This is a genomic window from uncultured Campylobacter sp. (assembly GCF_938039205.1).
Lineage (GTDB): Bacteria > Campylobacterota > Campylobacteria > Campylobacterales > Campylobacteraceae > Campylobacter_A.
This window is the reverse complement of record NZ_CALHVM010000006.1, coordinates 1-18275: the sequence shown is the minus strand read 5'-3', so window position 1 is coordinate 18275 and position 18275 is coordinate 1. Positions and strand designations below refer to the sequence as shown.

Sequence of the window (18275 nt, the reverse complement as noted above, 5' to 3'; positions counted from 1 at the left end):
TATTAAATTTTTCTTTCAAATTTTACTTCGCTATCGACACCATCGCAGGGCGCAAAACTCTGCCGTTGATGAGGTAACCTTTTTGTATCACTTGTACGATCTTGCCTTTTTCCACGTCTTCGCTTTCTACTTGCAGCATTGCATTGTGGAAATTCGGGTCAAAGTCCTCGTTCGCTTCGATCGCGGTGATACCGTTTTTTTCAAAACACTTTTTAAACTGATCTATCGTTATATAAATTCCCTCTTTGATTTTTGCCGCGTATTCGTCGCCTTCGGTTTCAAAATTTACAGCCATCTCAAGCGCGTCTATCACTGGAAGCAGATCCCGCGCAAATTTCTCGTTTGCATATGTCGCAATGTCCGCTTTTTCCTTTTCAAAACGCTTTTTGATGTTTTCAAAGTCCGCATTGGCTCTGTAATACTTATCCGTTAGCTCCTCGAGCTGCTTTTGAAGCTCGACGTATTTTGCGTCAAGGCCCTCAAAGCTGATACTCTCGTCAAAATTTGACGGGATTTGCTGCTCAAGTTCTACGTTTTCATTCTCGTTCATGCCGCCTCCTTTAGGTTGTTTAAAAATCTTTCATAATCATTATAAATGCTGCCCGCGCAAAGCATTTTAGCCTCTTTGCCGTCAAAATTTACGCCAAGCTTCATGCCTAGGTAATTTTCGCCGAAAAAGACTAAATTTGAGTCAAAAACCATCTCAAGACTAGGGCTTAGCGCGTTTTTAAAGCTCTTGCCGAAAATTTCAAGCGCTACCTTTTCGTTTTCTAAAAAGCGAATTTTGTTGCGCTTTAGCTCAGCTATCTTATTTCTTAGCTCGTTTAGGCCCACCTGCATACAGGTAAGCTCGAGCCTATCGAGGTCTATGCCGATGAGATTGCTCAAAAATTTCTCTACCTTCGAGTTAAATTTGAGCGCTATCTCGTCCTCGCTAAAGCTCAAAATCAAAAATCTATTGTTTAAATTTAAGACCTCGTTTAGCGTTTGGGTTTTGTTTTCAAAAACCATCGCGTAAATTTCAAATTCATCGCTTAGCAACTTTAGCAGGCTTGGATTTGCGATATTTAGCGTCTCATCGAAATTTAATCTAGCTCGCCAATAATCCCTCATTGTCGCTGCCGTCGGTATCCTGCCGCCGCTAACGTGAAACTGCGTGATCGCGCCCTCGTCGGAGAGCTTTTTAAAATAAACTCTGATCGTAGAGGCCGGGATCGACATCGCCATGCGCGAACCAAGCTCGCTAGAGCCGATTGGAGCGTTGTCGCTAAGATAAGCTTGAATGATAGAATCAAGTATCAGATCTCGCTTGCTCACCTTTATCATATTAGCACTCTCTCCTTTAAATTGCTAGGCGCATTATACAACATTGAGCGGATAATTGTCAAGGGCTAGAGTTTAAAAAATTTATTTAGATAACTTTAGCGTAGTTAGCTCAACTTTGGAAAGGTAAAATTTGAGTAAAATGAGCGGTATGCGGGAAAAATTAAATCTATTTAATGTAATAGGATAGTAAATTTGGTTTTTTGCTAAATTTTAGGAATCTAAATTTTGAAAATAATAAGAAGTAAAATTTGAAAGAAAAGCCCCAAATTTAGGGCTTGGGATTATTTATCTCTGAGATTTAGCTCAGTGATAACTTTTGTGTAAGCTACGTAATCTTTAGCTTTTAGATATTTCATCAAGCGTTTTCTGCGGCCGACTATTTTAAGTAGTCCTAGGCGAGACGAGTGATCTTTTTTGTAGATTTTTAGGTGCTCGGTTAGCTCCTCGACTCTTGCTGTTAGCAACGCGATCTGAACTTCCGGAGAACCCGTATCTTTTTCTTTTCTAGCGAATTTCGCAACAATTTCTGCTTTTTTAGCCGAATCCAAAGCCATAATGACCTCCTGATTGGTGAGATTAAAAAAGGCGATTATATCATAAAAATCAAAAAATACGGCACCTGTTTTAAAAAATATTGATTTAATCAAATTTGCAGATAAAATTTAATAAAATATCCGCAAAAAATTTAAGGGGAATTTATGCTTTTGACAAAAGCAAGCGAATACGCGCTGCTTTCGCTGATTTACATAGCGCAAAAAGACGCTCCATCAGATGTCGATACGATGTCGGGCGAGCTTGAGATATCAAAAAGCTTTTTGGCTAAAATTTTGCAAAATTTGGCTAGAGAGGGAATTTTGGTTTCGTTTAAGGGCGCAAACGGCGGATTTATGCTCGCGCAAAAGCCTGAAGAAATCAGCATAAAAAGGATAATAGAAAGCGCTGAAAAGCGTAAAATGGCGGTATTTGAGTGCTCGATCTCGGCCGATGGTTGCTCATCTAGTAAGGGCGGAATATGCCAAATTTGGCCGATGTTTAGCGCTCTTCAGTCTAAAATTGACGATTTTTTAGATACAATTACGTTAGCAAATATAATCAAGAAGTAAATTTTGGCAAAACAAAAGCGCAATATCCTAACCCTGGTCGCACCGTTTTTAGAGCCTATCGTAAGGTTTAAAGGGCTCACGATCGTCGGCGTCATAATCGCCATCCTAGCGATCATTATCGTGCCGCTTCCTAGCGCGGTTTTGGATTTTTTTCTTGCGCTTTCTATTTCTATCTCGGTGCTCATTATCCTGATCGCCGTTTACGTGCCAAAGCCTACCGATCTTAGCACGTTTCCGACGCTTATTCTCATCATCACGCTTTTTAGACTCTCGCTAAACATCGCCACTACGCGTATGATTTTAAGCGAAGGACACAACGGTCCCGATGCCGTGAGCGAAATAATATCGAGCTTCGGGCAGTTCGTCGTAGGCGGCAACTACGTCATCGGCGTGATCGTCTTTACGATCCTAGTTCTTATAAATTTCATGGTCGTTACCAAGGGTTCGACGCGCGTGAGCGAGGTACAGGCGAGATTTACGCTAGATGCTATGCCCGGTAAGCAAATGGCGATAGATGCTGATCTAAACGCTGGTCTGATCGACGAAAAGACAGCCAGAGAGCGCCGTGAAGCCATCATCGGCGAGGCGAATTTCTACGGAGCGATGGACGGTTCGTCTAAATTTATAAAAGGCGACGCGGTCGCTGGTATCATCATCACGATCATAAACATCGTCGGCGGCTTTCTCATCGGTTCGTTTCAGTACGGCCTAGACATGGCTACTTCGGCGCAAAACTATACGATCCTAACTATTGGCGACGGTCTAGTGAGTCAGATCCCGGGCCTCATCACGTCGACGGCTACGGCGATTATCATCACGCGCGCTAGCAAGGACGATGAAAATTTCGCCGAGGGCTCGCTAACGCAGCTGCTAGGCGAATACAAAACGCTTTTGATAGTCGGCTTTATACTATTTATATTTGCCCTGGTTCCCGGGCTTCCGACGCTATCTCTGGGCTTTATCTCGCTTCTGTTTTTAAGTATGGGTTATATAATGAAAGAGGTAAAAGAGGGTAAGATAAATTTGACCGCCAAGGCCCAAAGCGCAAGCTCTACCCAAGGCGAGGAGGAAGGACCGGCAGCGCCTAAACCGCCTAAAAAAAGCGAAGAGGAGATCGCCCGCGAAGAGGAAGCCAAGATAAACGATATCTTAAAGCTTGAAATTTTAGAGCTTGATCTAGGATATGGCCTGCTAAAGATCGCCGAGACCGATCTCATCGAGCGCATACGAGCGATGCGCCGAAATATCGCGGCACAGCTTGGTTTTTTGATGCCAAAGATCCGTATACGCGACAACCTTCAGCTACCGCCAAACGAATATCGCTTTAAGCTAAAAGGCATCGTGATCGGGCAGGGCGAAATTTACGCGGATAAATTTCTAGCTATGGATAGCGGGCTAGTTAGCGACAACATCGAGGGTATCCCGACTAAAGAGCCCGCGTTTGGCCTCGATGCGCTATGGATCGATGCGAGTGTAAAAGAGGACGCGATACTAAGCGGCTACACGATCGTAGATCCCGCGAGCGTCATCTCCACGCACATGAGCGAGCTGATAAAACAAAACGCCGCCGAGCTCCTAACCCGCCAAGAGACGCAAAATTTGCTCGACAAGCTAAAATCAGAATACCCCGTCATCGTCGAGGATACGCTGCGCATCGCGCCTATCGGAGTGATCCAAAAGGTGCTAAAAGCGCTGCTAAAAGACCATATCCCGATAAAAGATATGCTAAGTATCCTTGAGGCGCTAAGTGACATCGCCGAGGTTAGCAAGAACCTCGATATGATCGTCGAACACGTTCGCACCGCGCTTGCTCGCGCTATCACTTCGCTTTACGTCGATGAGGGCGGGCGATTAAATTTCTACGTAATGGAGCCAGCCGCACAGCAAAAACTGATCGACGCCGTGCAGTATAAAGACGGCGCGTATCACCTGATGATAAACGTCTCGCAGACCTCGGCGATCGTGCAGGCTCTGCGTGAGGCAAGGGCGAAGCGGCCGATCTCGGAGTACGGTTCGATGATACTTTGCGTGGAGCCTAGCTTGCGTAAATTTATCGCCGATATCTGCGCGAATTTCTCCATAGATATCACGGTGCTTAGCTTTGCCGAAGTCGCGGCAAATACGCCGTTTGAGACGCTAGGCACGATAGAAATATCAAATTTGTAAGGAATAAAATGACCATCCATCACCTCTCGCACACCGATCTGGACGGATACGGCGCGCAGGTAATAACGAATCACTATTTTAAAAACGTTAAATTTTATAACTCAAACTACGGCAAGGAGATTGACGAGAAATTTGATCAAATTTTGGCTCAAATTTCAGATAAAAGCGTAGCTAAGGCGCAGTCAAATTTAAGCGGTGAGCAAAATGGTAACTCGCAAAATGCGTCCGAAAATCGCGGCGAGGGCGAAGCGGCTAAAAATGACGAAAAAGCGCTTATCCTGATAACTGATCTAAATTTGACCGTGGAGCAGTGCGAAGCCTACGAAAAGGCGATCGCAAATAAAAACGCTAAAATTTTGCTCCTCGATCACCACCAAAGCGGAGCCGAGTGCGCGAGCAAATTTGGCTGGTATTTTTTAGATAGCTCAAGGTGTGCAACCAAGATCACGCATGATTTTTTCGCTAAAATTTACGGCATAGATGCGAGCCTAAATCACTTTAGCGACGTCGTAAACGCAGTCGATATCTGGCTAAAAGACGACGTAAATTTTGAAATGGGCAAGGTCGGACTTGGGCTCGTCGCAAACGCAAAAGAGATAAATAAAACGATGTTTGAGGCTGAAAACTCGCGCTATCTTTTTTATCTTATCGAGCGCGCGCGGGAGTTTTTTGACGCGGGAGACGACTATGTCGGGCTTGACGAGGCGATTTTCGGTTTTAAAAAGGATTTTTTCAAAGAGGATAAAAACGATACGTTAAGCAATCTGATCTCAGCCTTCGTCGTAAAAAAACTAAGCGAGGAAAAAGAGAAATTTAGCATAAAATATAACGATCTTAACGGCATTTTGACTTACAATATCGGCAACACTTCCGTTATCGGCAACGACTTTTTAGTCGCTAACCCAGATATTGATTTTTTCATCGACGTTACGAGCAAAAAGACTCTGAGCTTTCGCGCCAACGGTAAGGCGGACGTGAGCTTGATGGCTAAAAATTTAGTCGGCGGCGGCGGACACGTGAACGCTAGCGGCGGGCTTTTTGCAGGATTTAAGGATAGCTTTAGCTATGAAAACGTAAAAGCGCAGATAACCGACCTAATAACTAAAAAAACGATTTTACAAGGATAGAAAATGAAAGAAATAGAACCTACCATAGACGAGCTAAGCTACGAGCTTTCGATGATGTTAGAGGCGATGCTTTATTATGCCGGCGTGAAAAAAGATAGGCTCGAGGACGCCGCCGAGACCTACATCGAGTGCATCGACGACGCGCTGGAAAACTCTGGTGCCGAGGGCGTGGACGAGGTGCTCGAAGTCGTCGAATACATGAAGAAAAAGCACGCTAAATTTTTCAAATGAAAACTCTAGCGCAAATTTTATTTTTTTCGGCTCTGGCGGCTATGCTGGGCGGTTGCGTGTTTTTAAACGACCGCGGCGTGACGACGAAGTACTACAACGAGTGTAAGGAGTACTACGACGCGACGGGCGTCTATCACAAAGAGTGCCCTAAAAACATCATCGACTGGACGGAGTGATGAGCTTAGAAGCGGCTAGAGCGGCGAAGGCTAGGGAGCTGGCGGGCAAAATCTACGCGCCTTTGATGCGTGAGATAGAGGAGCTGGCGGCTAAATTTAAGGGGCACGAATTTGAGCTTAAATTTGACGATATAGTCGAGATAAACGCAAATTTAACCCCAGCAGAACGCGAAGAGACGCTGCAAACGGCGCTAAATTTACGCTCGTGGCGCAAGGGGCCGTTTAAGATAGACGATATACTTATCGACAGCGAGTGGAGGAGTTTTGTCAAATTTAACCTGCTCGCGCCGCACATGGATTTAGCGGACAAGATCGTGGGCGATATCGGTTGCAACAACGGCTACTATCTCTTTCGTATGTTGCCCCAGAGCCCGAAAAAGCTGATCGGCTTTGATCCTGGCGTTATGAGTTTTTTGCAGTTTAAATTTATCGATGCGTTCGCGCGCTCAGGTATAGAGTACGAGCTGCTGGGCGTCGAGCATCTGCCGCACTACGGCGTCAAATTTGACGTGCTCTTTTGTCTTGGCGTGCTCTATCACAGAAGCGATCCCGTGCGTACGCTAAAAGAGCTAAAAGGCGCGTTAAATGCGGGCGGCGAGCTATTTTTGGACACGATGTATCTTGATATGGAGGGCGATTTTGCCCTGAGCCCCAAAAATACCTACTCAAAGATACCAAATATCTACTTCGTGCCGACTATTAGGGCGCTTTTAAACTGGTGTGAGAGGGCAAGTTTTAAAGACGCGCAAATTTTGGCTACAAAGCCGACGGACGCGCACGAGCAGCGAAAAACGGAGTGGATCTTGGGTCAGAGTTTGGGCGATTTCCTCGATCCCGCAGACCCGGCGCGCACGGTCGAGGGCTATCCGGCGCCAAAACGGGTCTATCTAAAACTAAGCGTATGAAAAGGTGAAAAATGGACGAAAATATCTACGACGACAACAGTAGCGACGGGGTCGTACTGCCCGAGGATGAAAATCCGTTTCGCAACGAACTAAAAACCTCGCCGAATATAAAAATCGGTCTTAGCGGCGCCGTGACGCAGCTCGAGCCAAACCGCGCCAAAACGCGCTTTTTCGCCACTAGCGATATGGTTGCCGATAGCGAGGGGCTCATACACAGCGGTTTTGTTTTCTCTGCGGCTAGCTACGCGGCGATGGCGGCGGTCAATGAGACTTTTAGCGTCGTTATCGGCGCTAAGATACATTTTTTCGCTCCGACCAAGCTAAACGAAGCGATCGAATTTGACGCGCGCTCGCACTTTAACGAGAGTAAAAAGCGCGAGGTGCGGGTAACTGGCACGACGAACGATATAAAGGTGTTTGAGGGGACTTTTCAGGTTGTGATTTTAGAAGATCATATCTTTAAAATTTACAAAACGAACCTGCAAAAACAAGCCGCGCAAAGACGAAACGAAGCAAAACGCAAAGAAGAGGCGAAGCAAAACGCGTAAGCTAAGTCAAATTTGATGAAATTTGGCGGCGCGGTAAATTTGCGTCGCCTTTTCTTTTAAATTTGATTTTATGCCGTTTTTTGGCGGTATTTTGGGAAAACCAGCATAAATTTAACGCCAAATTTGCCGTTTTGTTTGGCTTGACCGCTTTAAATTTAATGCGTTTTTAAAAAATCTTAAAAGCTCAAATTTGACCCGTTAAAATCTCATCTCCCTACCGATCATATTTATCCAAAAATCTAAATTTGCACGCTCAGCTTTTAGCGTCGTTTTGTCGCCGTGACCTGGATACAGTACAAAATCGCCTTGCAAATTTTTACATTTTAGCAAGCTTTGGCGCATATCCTCGGCGTTTGAAAACGGAAAATCATAGCGTCCGATCGAGCCTCTAAACAAAAAATCTCCGCTAAAGATAACGTCGTCCACGCGCACCATACAGCATCCGGGCGTATGTCCTGGAAAGTGCATAAACTCGATCTCAAAGTCTTCTATGTTAAATTTTACATCCTCAAATTTCGCTCCGCCTACGCAGATCGCGTCATACATCGGCTGCTGTCCGGCATCCCAAAGATCTTCGTGAAGCATGAAATTATCGCTATTATGGATATAGACCGGAACATTAAAAAAATTTTTTAAGCTAACATTGTCAAGAACGTGATCGGAATGCCCGTGAGTGTTTAAAATAGTGAGTGGCGCGTGTGAATTTTTTACGACAAAGTCATATGAATCTTGACCTGGATCAATAATAATCTCGCGCCCGTTTTTGGATACTACGTAGCAGTTGGTTTGATAATCTCCGCATGGTTTTGAAAAAATTTTCACGTTTGTCCTTTTATAAAATTTAATTAAAATAAATTGTATATTCTTTAAGCTTAAAAGTTAAATTTTATAAAAAGATTGTATAATATTTTAGAATTTAAATTTATCGGTGATAATCGTTATGAAAAATTATTCGCAGATCAGCCTTAAGCTAACCGAGTTTTTAGCGAGCTACCTCCAAAAAAGCGGCGCAAAGGGCTTTGTTTTGGGCGTTAGCGGCGGTCTAGACTCTGCCGTCGTAGCCGCTCTTTGCGCGCGCACGGGCTTTGAAACGCATGCGCTTTTGATGCCGACGAAGTACTCAAATGAGCGAAATTTAAGCGACGCGCTAAAGCTTTGCGAAGATCTAAAAATAACGCATAAAATCATCGAAATCCAGCCGATTTTGGATAGTTTTACTGCGCAGATCGGCGAGTCGCTGTCAAATTTGCGCATGGGAAATCTAAGCGCAAGGGCGAGAATGTGCCTGCTTTACGACTATTCGGCAAAGGTAAATGCGCTAGTGGTCGGCACGAGCAACAAAAGCGAGCGCCTTCTTGGATACGGTACGATCTACGGCGACATGGCGTGCGCGCTAAATCCGATCGGCGAGCTTTTTAAGACTGAAATTTACGAGCTGGCGCGAGAGCTTGGCATCGATGAAAAAATCATCGCAAAAGCCCCGTCCGCCGACCTTTGGGAAGGGCAAAGCGACGAGGCCGATATAGGCTATAGCTACGAGCGACTGGATGAAGTTTTGCGTTTGACGCAGAGTAAAAGCGAGGCCGAACTGGCGTGCGAATTTGACCCAAAGCTCGTTTCGACGGTATTTTCAAGGATGAGAGCAAATAAATTTAAGCTCTCGCAGCCGCCGATTGCTAGCGTGGACGTCGAGTAAAAATTTGAGCTAAATTTACGGCTATGGCGATAAATTTGGCTGAGGTTTTGAAAGTCAAAAACGGTGAAATTTAACGGCAAAGTCGCGATGAGTTTGCTAAAAGTAACAGAGGTAAGCTCGGCTAAAAATAAATGAAAGCCGTCCGAATATCGGCGCAAAAGTAAATTTAAAAAAGAAACGTAACTAGGTAAGATAAAAATAAAAACAAGGAGGCACAATGGAAGAGATAGCGTTTTATAGACCTACTATCGACGAGGCCGAGATTACGCTCATCAAAGAGGCTCTAAACGACCACGGATCGGTGATCGTAGAAAGGCTGGAGTCCGAGCTTAGGGAGTATTTTGGCGTAAAGCACGCCGTTACGACCAATAACAACAGCGCCGCTCACCATTTGGCGCTCTGCTCGATGGATCTAAAACGCGGTGACAAGATCATTTGCTCGGTAAACTCTACTCCGAGCGTGGCGCAGGCGATCAGGCATTTTGACGCTGAGCCGATATTTGTTGACATCAACGAAGACGACTTCAACATGAATCCCCAGTCGCTGCGAGATACGCTAAAAGTGCACAATCACAAAAAGCTAAAAGGTATCTTTGTAAACCACGTCGGAGGGCAGGCGTCGGATATGGACGAGATTTACGCTATCGCGCAGGAGTACGACGTAAAGGTGCTCGATGACGCTGGTAAGTCCATCGGCCTAACCTATAACGGCGTAAAAATCGGCTCTGATGACCGCTCGCTTATCTCTTGCTTTAACGTGCATTCGCAGCTCACAAACCCGATCGCGACGGCCGGCTTTATGCTAACGGACGACGATGCCATCGCCGAGCGCGCTAGACTACTGCGAAACCACGCGATTGTGAATGGCGGCATAGATAAAGACGGCAACCTAGGCTACGTCTACGACGTCGTAGATATCGGCGTGAAGTATGATCTAACGGGGCTTTGCGCAGCGTATGCGGTGGCGCAGTTTGAAAAAACGGATAAATTTATCGCTCGGCGTAGACAGATCGCCGCCATCTACGACAAAGAGCTTGCAGGCTGCCCGCACGTCTCGCTACCGATCAAAAAGCGCGACCACGTCTATATCCAGTACATCATCAAGATCGACAAAAACCGCGACGGGTTTGCTAAGGAGCTACTAGAGCGCGGCATCCACACGGCGCTTCACTACAAACCGATGCACCTTTTAAGCTACTATAAAAGCAAATACGGGCTTAAAGTAAATTCATTCCCTAATGCGCTAAAAACCTATCAGCAGGTGCTTTCGCTGCCCGTTTACAACGCGCTTAGCGACGAAGAGGTCGCCTATATCTGCGAGAGCGTGCGAGAAGTAGCCAAAACGCGTGTTTAAAAGGAAAATTTACGCCTTCGCGCAGGAGTATTTTTACACTCCAAATTTATGGCAAAAGTGCCTGGCTGTCGCGCTTTTGCCGCTCAGTTCGCTTTACTGTGCTGGCGTGATTTTAAAATCCAAATTTAGCAAAACTTTGGATTTTGGCATTCCGATTATCAGCATCGGAAATTTAACCCTAGGCGGCAGCGGAAAGACGCCGCTGAGTATTTCTATATTAAACGAATTTGAGGGCGGCTTCGTCGTGCTGCGAGGCTACGGCAGGGCCTCAAGCGGACTCGTCAAAGTCGCAGTCTCGGGCGAAATTTTAGTAGGCGTTGCGGTTAGCGGCGACGAGGCGATGGAGTACGCAAAAAGCGTGAAAAACGCAAACGTCATCGTGAGCGAAAACCGCGACATCGCGATAAATGAGGCCAAAAAAATGGGTGCAAAGTACGTGCTGCTCGATGATGGCTTTGGTAAATTTCACATCAAAAAATTTAACGTCCTAATCCGCCCATCGGCAAAGCCCTATTTTGATTTCGTCCTGCCTAGCGGCGCGTATCGCTACCCGAGCAAATTTTACGCCAAAGCCGACTACGTCGTAAAAGAGGGCGAGGATTTTATTCGTGCGAGCGAAATCATAAATCAAACTAAAAAGATGGTTTTGGTGACCGCTATCGCAAATCCGCAGCGTTTGGAGCCATACTTTAGACTTTGCGTAGGGCACGAGATTTATCCCGATCACTACGCGTTTTCGCGGGACGAGCTAGCAAAAATCCTAGCTCATTACGGTGCTACATCGCTACTGGTCACGCGAAAAGACGCCGTAAAGATGGAGGAGTTTAGCCTGCCTCTCTCCGTTATCGCGCTAAAAACGACGTTGGCGGATAAATTTAAACGAATTATCAAAGAGAAAATTCTATAATCTCCTAAAAATTTTGGGACGCATTAAATGAAATTTATACTAACTTCTTGCGCCGATGAGGCCGCAGCCAAAGCTCTAGCCAAAAAGCTCGTAAAAGCTAAATTTGCCGCTTGCGTCAGCGTTTTTAAGGCAAATAGCGTCTATTTTTGGGACGGCGAGATAAAGGACGAAAAGGAGCGAGTTTTACTCATAAAAACCGCGGTTAAATTTAAAAAAGTATCTAAATTTATCGCGAAACATCACGACTACGAGCTGCCTGAGATTGTGGCTTTTAAGGTGGACAAAGCTAGCAAAAAATACAAAAAATGGATAAAAAAGGAAAGTAAATGAAGTTATTTCAAACTAGAGCGAGTGCGGGTGAGAGCCTAAAAAGCGTGGAATTTAGCCAGGCGCTACTGAGCCCTAGCTCCGCTCACGGCGGGCTATACGCACCGACGCAGCTACCGCAGCTGGATGATAAATTTTTTGCGGAGGCGGTAAATTTAACCTACGCGCAAATCGCTCTGAAAATCATAGAGAAATTTGGATTTGATGCGGACGCGGCGATGTTTGAGAGGGCGGTAAAGCGGTATGAGAGATTTGACGATCCGCAAAATCCCGTGCAGGTGCGAAAAATCGGCGAAAACCTCTACGTAAACGAGCTTTATCACGGACCTACGCGCGCGTTTAAGGATATGGCGCTGCAGCCGTTTGGCGCGCTGCTTAGCGAGCTGGCTGCAAAAAGAGGCGAAAAATACCTCATAATGTGCGCGACTAGCGGCGACACGGGGCCTGCGACACTAGAGACTTTTGCGGACGCACCGGGCGTCAAGGTTGTCTGCCTATATCCAAAAGACGGCACGAGCGAGGTACAGCGCCTACAAATGATAAATGCCGACGCCGCAAACCTCAAAGTAATCGGCATAGAGGGCAACTTCGACGATGCGCAGCTCGCGCTAAAAAGCCTGCTAGCTAGCGAGAAATTTAAAGAGCGCCTAAGCGCTGCCGGTCTCTCGCTCTCGGCGGCAAATTCGGTAAATTTCGGGCGGATTTTATTTCAGATCATCTATCACGTTTACGCCCACGTTTATCTGCTAAAAATGGGCGAGCTAAAGGGCGAATTTGACATCGTCGTGCCTAGCGGAAACTTTGGCAACGCTCTGGGCGCATACTACGCCAAAAAAATGGGCGCAAAAATCGGTAAAATCAAAATCGTCTCAAACGCAAATAACATCCTTACTGAGTTTTTCACGCAGGGGCGATACGATCTGCGCGGCAAAAGCCTGGTTAAGACGATCAGTCCTGCGATGGATATCCTGGTTTCATCAAACGTCGAGAGGCTGCTTTTTGATAAATTCGGCGCCGTGAGAACCAAGGAGCTGATGGATAGTCTCGCGAGCGAGGGCTTTTACGAGCTTTCAAGCAGCGAGCTAGACGCACTAAAAGAGGACTTTGACGCTGATTTTTGCAGCGACGAGGAGTGCGAGAAATACATAAAAGAGTGGGCGGCAAAAGGCGTCGCCGTCGATCCGCACACGGCTACATGCTTTAAAGCGGCGGCAAATTTGACGCGTCCGTGCGTGATAACGTCTACCGCACACTGGGTCAAATTTGCTCCGAGTATGTTTAAGGCGCTAAAAAACAAAACGCTAAAAGACGAAAAAAGCGGGCTTGAGGCCTTGGCGGCGGAGTTTAACGACGAAGTGCCAAGCGCGATAAAATCGCTCTTTACAAAAGCCGTCGTGCATAACGAAATCGCCGCAAAAAGCGACATAGAAGCTAAAATTTTAGCTTGGATCGAGCGATGATTATTATCCCCGCAAGGCTAGCTTCGACGCGAATGCCTAATAAAATTTTACGCGAAATAAACGGCGTGCCAATGTTGGTCGCTACGGCGCGCAGGGTGAGCGCGGCTGACGAGGTCGTGATCGCCGCAGACAACGAGGGCGTGGTGCAGATCGCGCAAAAATTCGGCTTTAAAGCCGTGATGACGAGCCAGGCTCATCAAAGCGGAACCGACCGCATCAACGAAGCTGCGGGAATACTCGGCGTCAAAGATAGCCAAATCATCATAAACGTACAGGCCGACGAGCCCTTTATCGAGCCTGAAAATATCGTCAAATTTAGAGAATTTTGCGAGAAAAACGCGGAGAGAGCATTTATGTTTTCGTGCTTTAAATTTGTGGGTAGCGAGCTAGCGGACGATAAAAACCTGGTCAAGGTCGTGACCGACGACTCGGGCTACGCGCTTTATTTTTCGCGATCGCGCATCCCGTTTGACCGCGCGCCGTTTGACGCGTACAAGGCGCATCTGGGTATCTACGGCTACAGTGCGGCAAATTTAAAAAGATTTTGCTCATTTGCGCCGTCGACGCTTGAAAATACCGAAAAGCTCGAGCAACTGCGCGCTCTATCAAACGGCGAAAAAATCCTCATGCTCGAAGTGCAAAGCGACAGCATCGGCATAGACTGCGAGGAGGATCTGCAAAGGGCGCGGGCGAAATTCGGCGCTCTGATAGATTAACGCCGAAAGCCCCGAAATTTGGTAAATTTGCCCAAAGATAAAATGCATGACGAATGAGAAATTTACCGAACAGGTCACGACTCTGGCGAAATTTTTACAGACTTACTGCACTGATAAACACGCACTAGAGCCAAAGCGTGAGATAAATTTGGAACTAATTTATAAGGGCGAAAGTCTAAACCGTAGCGTTCAGACGCAGCTTTGTACGGAGTGCGAGCAGCTGTTTTTCTACGCTCATGAGCGGCTTTTGGCCTGTTCGCACGATATCAAACCGAGTTGCCGCAAATGCCCTCATCCGTGCTACGAAAAGCCTAGATGGACGCAGATGGCAAAGATAATGAGATATAGCGGCGTAAAGCTTGGGCTTGTAAAACTTAAAAAGATATTTACCTTTTCAAAAACGGCGGAGTAGGGTCTGCGAAGCAGCATAGCTAAGGCTAAATTTGATCAATGATTTGACTGCGCGGAGCTGAAGTATCACAAACGCCTAACCTAAAAGAATCCGCGGCTAAAAATCTACTGCAACGACTAGAGAAATAGAGCGTTAGTAGTGTTGGCCTAGCAAAATCAACAAGTGTACAACAAACTGTATAACAAATCTGTTTAAAGTGCCGTATTTTGGGTGTTTAAAAGGGGTTTGATGGTTACCCTGAAAGGATTCGAACCTCTGTTAGCTGATCCAGAGTCAGCAGTTCTACCACTAAACTACAGGGTAACGATAGGCGAAATTATAGCGAGCGAAATTTAAATCAGCTTTAATTATCTCAAATTTCAAGAATAAAACCGTAAAAATCGCCACGCAAATTTCACAGCCCGAATTTTTCAAGATGGGCTAAAAATTTTTCGGGCGGATAAAATCCTATGAGGCGTGCATTTTTTAGCTCGTCTTGTGCGTCACTACTAGCACGGAAAAATAGGATCGCCGGCGGCCCGATGAGTCCGAATTTTTTCATTATCTGCGCATCGTCATTGCTATTTTTTGTTACATCCACTCGCAAAAGAGTGAAATTTGCTAACTTATTAAGCACGGCTTCGTCTTTAAATGTGATCTCGTCAAGCTCGTTACAGCTAGCGCACCAAGTCGCGTAAAAATCGATAAGCACGGGTTTGGACGAACTCTTTACCGCATTTTCTAGCTCGGTCAAATTTGAGACGGCGATAAAATTGGGCTCGTTTTTGCTCAAATTTACGCCTGCGCCGCCTGCATTTTTAAAGCCTTCGAGCGGATTTAGTGCTGATTTTGCGCCTGAAAATGAGCCCACGATCAGAAAGACAGAGTAGATAAAGGCTAGCAGTGCCGTGCCTTTTAGTAGTTTTTTGCCGTTGCCGTACTCGTCCTTTGTCGCATCAAAAGCTCCGAAAAATACGCTCGCAAACACGCCGATAATGCCGTAAAGCAGCAGCTCTGCCATAGCGCCCAGCACGTGTGCGCTCAGCCAGACCGCCATTATCAGCATGATAAAGCCAAAAAGCGTCTTGATTTTATCCATCCATGCACCCGGTCGCGGTAAAATTTTACCCGAGCTAGCACCGATAAGTAGTAGCGGCACACCCATACCAAGCCCCATTGTAAAGAGCGCAAGCCCGCCAAATAGCGCGTTTCCACTCTGTGCGATATAAAGCAGCGCGCCCGCAAGCGGTGCGGCAACGCATGGGCTAGCAATGAGCGCGGATAAAAATCCCATCGCAAAAACGCCGATTATACCGCCTTTGCTTTGGGCTTTTTTGCTAAGCGCGTTTTGCATGGCAAGGGGCATCTGAAGTTCGTAAAGTCCAAACATCGAAAGCGCGAGTGCTACGAAAACTAGGCTAAAGCCGATCAGTACGGCTGGGGTTTGCAGTGCGCTTTGTACGCCCGAGCCAAAAACGCTAGCCGCCACGCCTGCGACCGCGTAGGCGCACGCCATCGCAAAAACGTAGATAAGAGAGAGGAAAAAGCCGCTCGTAGCGCGCGAGTTTTTGTTTTTGTCCTTTTTAGCGTGCGGGTTGTCGCTATCAAATTTGGCCGAAGTTTCGTCTGGCGCGCTTAAATTTACCTCGCCGTTTTTCTCACCCCTAGCTTGCTTTGAGACGATGATTGACGATAGGATCGGTATCATCGGAAAGATGCAAGGCGTGAGCGAGAGCAGCAATCCGTAGCCAAAAAACGTGGCGAGCGAGAGGAAGAAATTTGCGCTGCTAAGGCTTGCGGCGATGGAGTCTTGCTCGGAGAGCGGCGCCTGCGAGCCGGCAAATTCAGGCTCGGCGGCCTCTATGAACTGCGCTACGGAGTAGCCGCCAAGCCCCTTTTTGACGCTAAATTTGAGCACTTGCGGTTGGTAGCAGATGCCGTCTTTGGCGCAGCCTTGATATTCGAGCTTTAGGGTGAAATTTTCGCCACCGCTAAGCCCTTTTAGTAAATTTATCGGCACGAAAAGGCTAAATTTGCCCGTATAAACCTCGCGTTTGTCGTAAATTTCGCCTTTTGGAAAGTTTAGATACGAGTTTAGATTTTTACCCTCTAGGCTAGCTGCGAGGCTGTCTTTGTAGACGTGGATATTTGGTGCAGGGGCGAATCTAAACTCGACGTTTTGCTCGTCGGCGTGCGCGGTGAGGCCGAAGGCTTCTTTGACCGAAAGCGGTTCGGCAAACATAGCACAGCAAGTCAGAATTGCCGCAAAAATCATCCTAAAAATCATAATATTCCTTGAAATTTTTTGTCGTATTTTACACAAGCTCCCATAAAGTCAGCGTTAAATGTTAAATTAAGAGGCGTATTTTAGCTAAATTTTAATTATTTGATAGTAACATTTTAAAAATACCCAAAGGAGGTTTAGAGTGAGTAAAAACGGCACGGATAGCGTGAAATTTGACTACGAGCATGAGCTACGAAAACTACAAATTGAGCTTTTAAAATTTCAAAATCACGTAAAAGAGCAGGGACTACGCGTACTCATCATCATCGAGGGGCGCGACGCGGCGGGCAAGGGCGGCTCGATAAAGCGCCTAACCGAGCACCTAAATCCGCGCGGATGCCGTATCGTGGCGCTTGAAAAGCCAAGCGACGTTGAGCGCTCGCAGTGGTATTTTCAGCGTTACGTCGCGCATTTGCCAAGTGCGGGCGAGATCGTGATCTTTGACCGTTCGTGGTACAATCGCGCCGGCGTCGAGCCCGTTATGGGCTTTTGCACGCAGGAGGAGCACAAGGAGTTTTTACGTGAGGTGCCTAAATTTGAGGAGATGATCAAAAACTCGGGCATAATTTTCTTTAAATTTTACCTCTCGGTCTCAAAAGAGGAGCAAAAAAAGCGCTTCAAAGAGCGCCTAACCGACCCGCTAAAGCAGTTTAAAATCTCCCCAGTGGATGAAAAAAGCCAGGAGCTCTGGGATCAGTACACCATCGCCAAATACTCGATGCTGCTAGCCTCAAACACGCCGTTTTGTCCGTGGACGATCATCGTCTCAGACAGTAAAAAGCAGGCTCGCATCAACCTTTTTAGATATATCCTGGCAAATGTCGAATACCCGAAAAAAATAGACGCCAAAAACTTCGAGTGCGACGAAAACGTCGTAAGGAGCGGCGAGGAGGAGATACGCCAGATGGAGGCAAATCTCAAAAACGAGAAGCTATCCAAGATGAACGGGTAGGGCGAGCTTGGGTCAAATTTGACGCGCGGCTCGGTAAACGGCCTCACTAAAATTTGCCAAAATTTGTCAAATTTGGCTCGGCTGTCAAATTTATATGCGGGCAGCCAAATCTGCACCTTTTTGATAGGAACGGCGGCAAAATCGGTACTCATCTGTTTAAATTTACTAGCCGCTTTTGTAAATTTAATAAAGCCGAACGTAGCTAAAATTAACTCGAATTTGCCAAATTCCACCGGCGCTCGGCAGGTTAAATTTAAACCGCGTAGAGCCGTTATCTGTGCATTTTATAGTCAAATTTGACTAAACATCCTCCATATCTTCTACGCCGTACCATGCGCCAACGAGCAAAGCTTGAGCCGTCGCCGTTATCAAGATATTGATCCAGTGGAGCGCGCTGCCGATTTACGTTTTTGCAAAAACCGCGATGTAGCCGGATAAAACCGAGAGTATAAACATGTAGGCATAAATTTTAAACAGCGGATTTTGCGTGACGCGTGCCAACCTAAAATTTAAAATCGTCCAAGAAATCGCCGACAAAGTAAATAATGTAAAAAGGCTCTCTTTAACTTAATCTCACACAAAGGAGCATTAAGTTACGATGAGTTC

At 46.3% G+C, this 18275-nt stretch carries 20 protein-coding genes and 1 tRNA gene; 15 read left to right on the top strand and 6 right to left on the bottom strand.

Annotation, left to right across the window (positions count from 1 at the left end):
* Nucleotides 1-22: 22 nt before the first annotated feature.
* From grpE to rpsO, 3 genes are all read right to left on the bottom strand, one after another.
* On the bottom strand, nt 23-550 hold the full coding sequence (grpE, locus tag Q0394_RS00790) for a nucleotide exchange factor GrpE (RefSeq protein ID WP_002946505.1): 528 nt from the start codon (nt 548-550) through the stop codon (nt 23-25).
* Complete coding sequence (locus tag Q0394_RS00785) at nt 547-1326, bottom strand: HrcA family transcriptional regulator (RefSeq protein ID WP_298058218.1); 780 nt, start codon at nt 1324-1326, stop codon at nt 547-549. Before Q0394_RS00785 ends, grpE begins: the two co-directional genes overlap by 4 nt.
* Before the next feature lie 281 nt (nt 1327-1607).
* Nucleotides 1608-1880, bottom strand: coding sequence for a 30S ribosomal protein S15 (rpsO, locus tag Q0394_RS00780; RefSeq protein WP_298944999.1), 273 nt, complete (start codon nt 1878-1880; stop codon nt 1608-1610).
* A gap of 144 nt (nt 1881-2024) precedes the next feature.
* Between rpsO and Q0394_RS00775 the strand changes: the two genes are divergently transcribed.
* The 7 genes from Q0394_RS00775 to Q0394_RS00745 are packed head-to-tail and all read left to right on the top strand — an operon-like array spanning nt 2025 to nt 7582.
* The gene (locus tag Q0394_RS00775) at nt 2025-2429 is read left to right on the top strand and encodes an Rrf2 family transcriptional regulator (RefSeq protein WP_298791755.1); all 405 of its coding nucleotides are present in this window, start codon (nt 2025-2027) and stop codon (nt 2427-2429) included.
* A 3-nt stretch (nt 2430-2432) separates the two neighbouring features.
* On the top strand, nt 2433-4595 hold the full coding sequence (gene flhA, locus Q0394_RS00770; RefSeq protein WP_298944997.1) for a flagellar biosynthesis protein FlhA: 2163 nt from the start codon (nt 2433-2435) through the stop codon (nt 4593-4595).
* Nucleotides 4596-4603: 8 nt separating this feature from the next.
* Complete coding sequence (locus Q0394_RS00765) at nt 4604-5722, top strand: 3'-to-5' oligoribonuclease B (RefSeq protein WP_298944995.1); 1119 nt, start codon at nt 4604-4606, stop codon at nt 5720-5722.
* Nucleotides 5723-5725: 3 nt separating this feature from the next.
* Nucleotides 5726-5953, top strand: a complete 228-nt coding sequence (locus Q0394_RS00760; protein WP_298944993.1) for a hypothetical protein — start codon at nt 5726-5728, stop codon at nt 5951-5953.
* Complete coding sequence (locus tag Q0394_RS00755) at nt 5950-6129, top strand: hypothetical protein (protein ID WP_002946522.1); 180 nt, start codon at nt 5950-5952, stop codon at nt 6127-6129. The genes Q0394_RS00760 and Q0394_RS00755 overlap by 4 nt, the downstream gene beginning before the upstream one ends.
* A complete protein-coding gene (cmoB, locus tag Q0394_RS00750; RefSeq protein ID WP_298944992.1) occupies nt 6129-7034 on the top strand; it encodes a tRNA 5-methoxyuridine(34)/uridine 5-oxyacetic acid(34) synthase CmoB in 906 nt (301 codons plus the stop codon). The genes Q0394_RS00755 and cmoB overlap by 1 nt, the downstream gene beginning before the upstream one ends.
* An 11-nt stretch (nt 7035-7045) precedes the next feature.
* Nucleotides 7046-7582: a hypothetical protein gene (locus Q0394_RS00745; RefSeq protein WP_002946525.1), complete on the top strand. Its 537-nt coding sequence runs from the start codon at nt 7046-7048 to the stop codon at nt 7580-7582.
* Between the two features lie 198 nt (nt 7583-7780).
* Here Q0394_RS00745 and Q0394_RS00740 read toward each other — a convergent pair whose 3' ends face one another.
* Nucleotides 7781-8404 (bottom strand): MBL fold metallo-hydrolase, encoded by a 624-nt coding sequence (locus tag Q0394_RS00740; protein ID WP_298944990.1) that lies wholly within the window; start codon nt 8402-8404, stop codon nt 7781-7783.
* Nucleotides 8405-8522: 118 nt separating this feature from the next.
* On the opposite strand from Q0394_RS00740, the gene Q0394_RS00735 reads away from it, so the two are divergent.
* The 7 genes from Q0394_RS00735 (at nt 8523) to Q0394_RS00705 (ending at nt 14454) form a co-directional block, all read left to right on the top strand.
* Nucleotides 8523-9278: an NAD+ synthase gene (locus tag Q0394_RS00735; protein ID WP_298944988.1), complete on the top strand. Its 756-nt coding sequence runs from the start codon at nt 8523-8525 to the stop codon at nt 9276-9278.
* Between the two features lie 217 nt (nt 9279-9495).
* Nucleotides 9496-10632 carry a DegT/DnrJ/EryC1/StrS aminotransferase family protein gene (locus Q0394_RS00730; protein ID WP_298944986.1) on the top strand — a complete coding sequence of 379 codons (1137 nt, stop codon included), beginning with the start codon at nt 9496-9498 and terminating at the stop codon, nt 10630-10632.
* The gene (locus Q0394_RS00725; protein ID WP_298944984.1) at nt 10625-11539 is read left to right on the top strand and encodes a tetraacyldisaccharide 4'-kinase; all 915 of its coding nucleotides are present in this window, start codon (nt 10625-10627) and stop codon (nt 11537-11539) included. Before Q0394_RS00730 ends, Q0394_RS00725 begins: the two co-directional genes overlap by 8 nt.
* A 27-nt stretch (nt 11540-11566) precedes the next feature.
* On the top strand, nt 11567-11869 hold the full coding sequence (cutA, locus tag Q0394_RS00720; RefSeq protein ID WP_298944982.1) for a divalent cation tolerance protein CutA: 303 nt from the start codon (nt 11567-11569) through the stop codon (nt 11867-11869).
* Nucleotides 11866-13326: a threonine synthase gene (thrC, locus tag Q0394_RS00715; protein ID WP_298944980.1), complete on the top strand. Its 1461-nt coding sequence runs from the start codon at nt 11866-11868 to the stop codon at nt 13324-13326. Before cutA ends, thrC begins: the two co-directional genes overlap by 4 nt.
* Entirely contained in the window at nt 13323-14042 is a 720-nt protein-coding gene (gene kdsB, locus Q0394_RS00710; protein ID WP_298944979.1) for a 3-deoxy-manno-octulosonate cytidylyltransferase, read from the top strand. The genes thrC and kdsB overlap by 4 nt, the downstream gene beginning before the upstream one ends.
* A 46-nt stretch (nt 14043-14088) precedes the next feature.
* Complete coding sequence (locus Q0394_RS00705; RefSeq protein WP_298944977.1) at nt 14089-14454, top strand: nitrous oxide-stimulated promoter family protein; 366 nt, start codon at nt 14089-14091, stop codon at nt 14452-14454.
* 229 nt (nt 14455-14683) lie between these two features.
* On the opposite strand, the gene Q0394_RS00700 is transcribed toward Q0394_RS00705, so the two are convergent.
* Nucleotides 14684-14757 (bottom strand) — tRNA-Gln (locus Q0394_RS00700).
* Between the two features lie 91 nt (nt 14758-14848).
* Nucleotides 14849-16720, bottom strand: coding sequence for a protein-disulfide reductase DsbD (dsbD, locus tag Q0394_RS00695; RefSeq protein WP_298944975.1), 1872 nt, complete (start codon nt 16718-16720; stop codon nt 14849-14851).
* 139 nt (nt 16721-16859) lie between these two features.
* On the opposite strand from dsbD, the gene ppk2 reads away from it, so the two are divergent.
* Entirely contained in the window at nt 16860-17669 is an 810-nt protein-coding gene (gene ppk2, locus Q0394_RS00690; RefSeq protein WP_002946546.1) for a polyphosphate kinase 2, read from the top strand.
* Nucleotides 17670-18275: the final 606 nt, after the last annotated feature.

Coding starts and splice junctions, on each gene's coding strand:
- Q0394_RS00775 (WP_298791755.1), top strand. CDS start 2,025: ATGCTTTTGACAAAAGCAAGCGAATACGCGCTGCTTTCGCTGATTTAC.
- Q0394_RS00755 (WP_002946522.1), top strand. CDS start 5,950: ATGAAAACTCTAGCGCAAATTTTATTTTTTTCGGCTCTGGCGGCTATG.
- Q0394_RS00735 (WP_298944988.1), top strand. CDS start 8,523: ATGAAAAATTATTCGCAGATCAGCCTTAAGCTAACCGAGTTTTTAGCG.
- cmoB (WP_298944992.1), top strand. CDS start 6,129: ATGAGCTTAGAAGCGGCTAGAGCGGCGAAGGCTAGGGAGCTGGCGGGC.
- grpE (WP_002946505.1), bottom strand. CDS start 550: ATGAACGAGAATGAAAACGTAGAACTTGAGCAGCAAATCCCGTCAAAT.
- Q0394_RS00785 (WP_298058218.1), bottom strand. CDS start 1,326: ATGATAAAGGTGAGCAAGCGAGATCTGATACTTGATTCTATCATTCAA.
- Q0394_RS00765 (WP_298944995.1), top strand. CDS start 4,604: ATGACCATCCATCACCTCTCGCACACCGATCTGGACGGATACGGCGCG.
- thrC (WP_298944980.1), top strand. CDS start 11,866: ATGAAGTTATTTCAAACTAGAGCGAGTGCGGGTGAGAGCCTAAAAAGC.
- kdsB (WP_298944979.1), top strand. CDS start 13,323: ATGATTATTATCCCCGCAAGGCTAGCTTCGACGCGAATGCCTAATAAA.
- dsbD (WP_298944975.1), bottom strand. CDS start 16,720: ATGATTTTTAGGATGATTTTTGCGGCAATTCTGACTTGCTGTGCTATG.
- cutA (WP_298944982.1), top strand. CDS start 11,567: ATGAAATTTATACTAACTTCTTGCGCCGATGAGGCCGCAGCCAAAGCT.
- Q0394_RS00745 (WP_002946525.1), top strand. CDS start 7,046: ATGGACGAAAATATCTACGACGACAACAGTAGCGACGGGGTCGTACTG.
- Q0394_RS00730 (WP_298944986.1), top strand. CDS start 9,496: ATGGAAGAGATAGCGTTTTATAGACCTACTATCGACGAGGCCGAGATT.
- rpsO (WP_298944999.1), bottom strand. CDS start 1,880: ATGGCTTTGGATTCGGCTAAAAAAGCAGAAATTGTTGCGAAATTCGCT.
- Q0394_RS00760 (WP_298944993.1), top strand. CDS start 5,726: ATGAAAGAAATAGAACCTACCATAGACGAGCTAAGCTACGAGCTTTCG.
- Q0394_RS00705 (WP_298944977.1), top strand. CDS start 14,089: ATGACGAATGAGAAATTTACCGAACAGGTCACGACTCTGGCGAAATTT.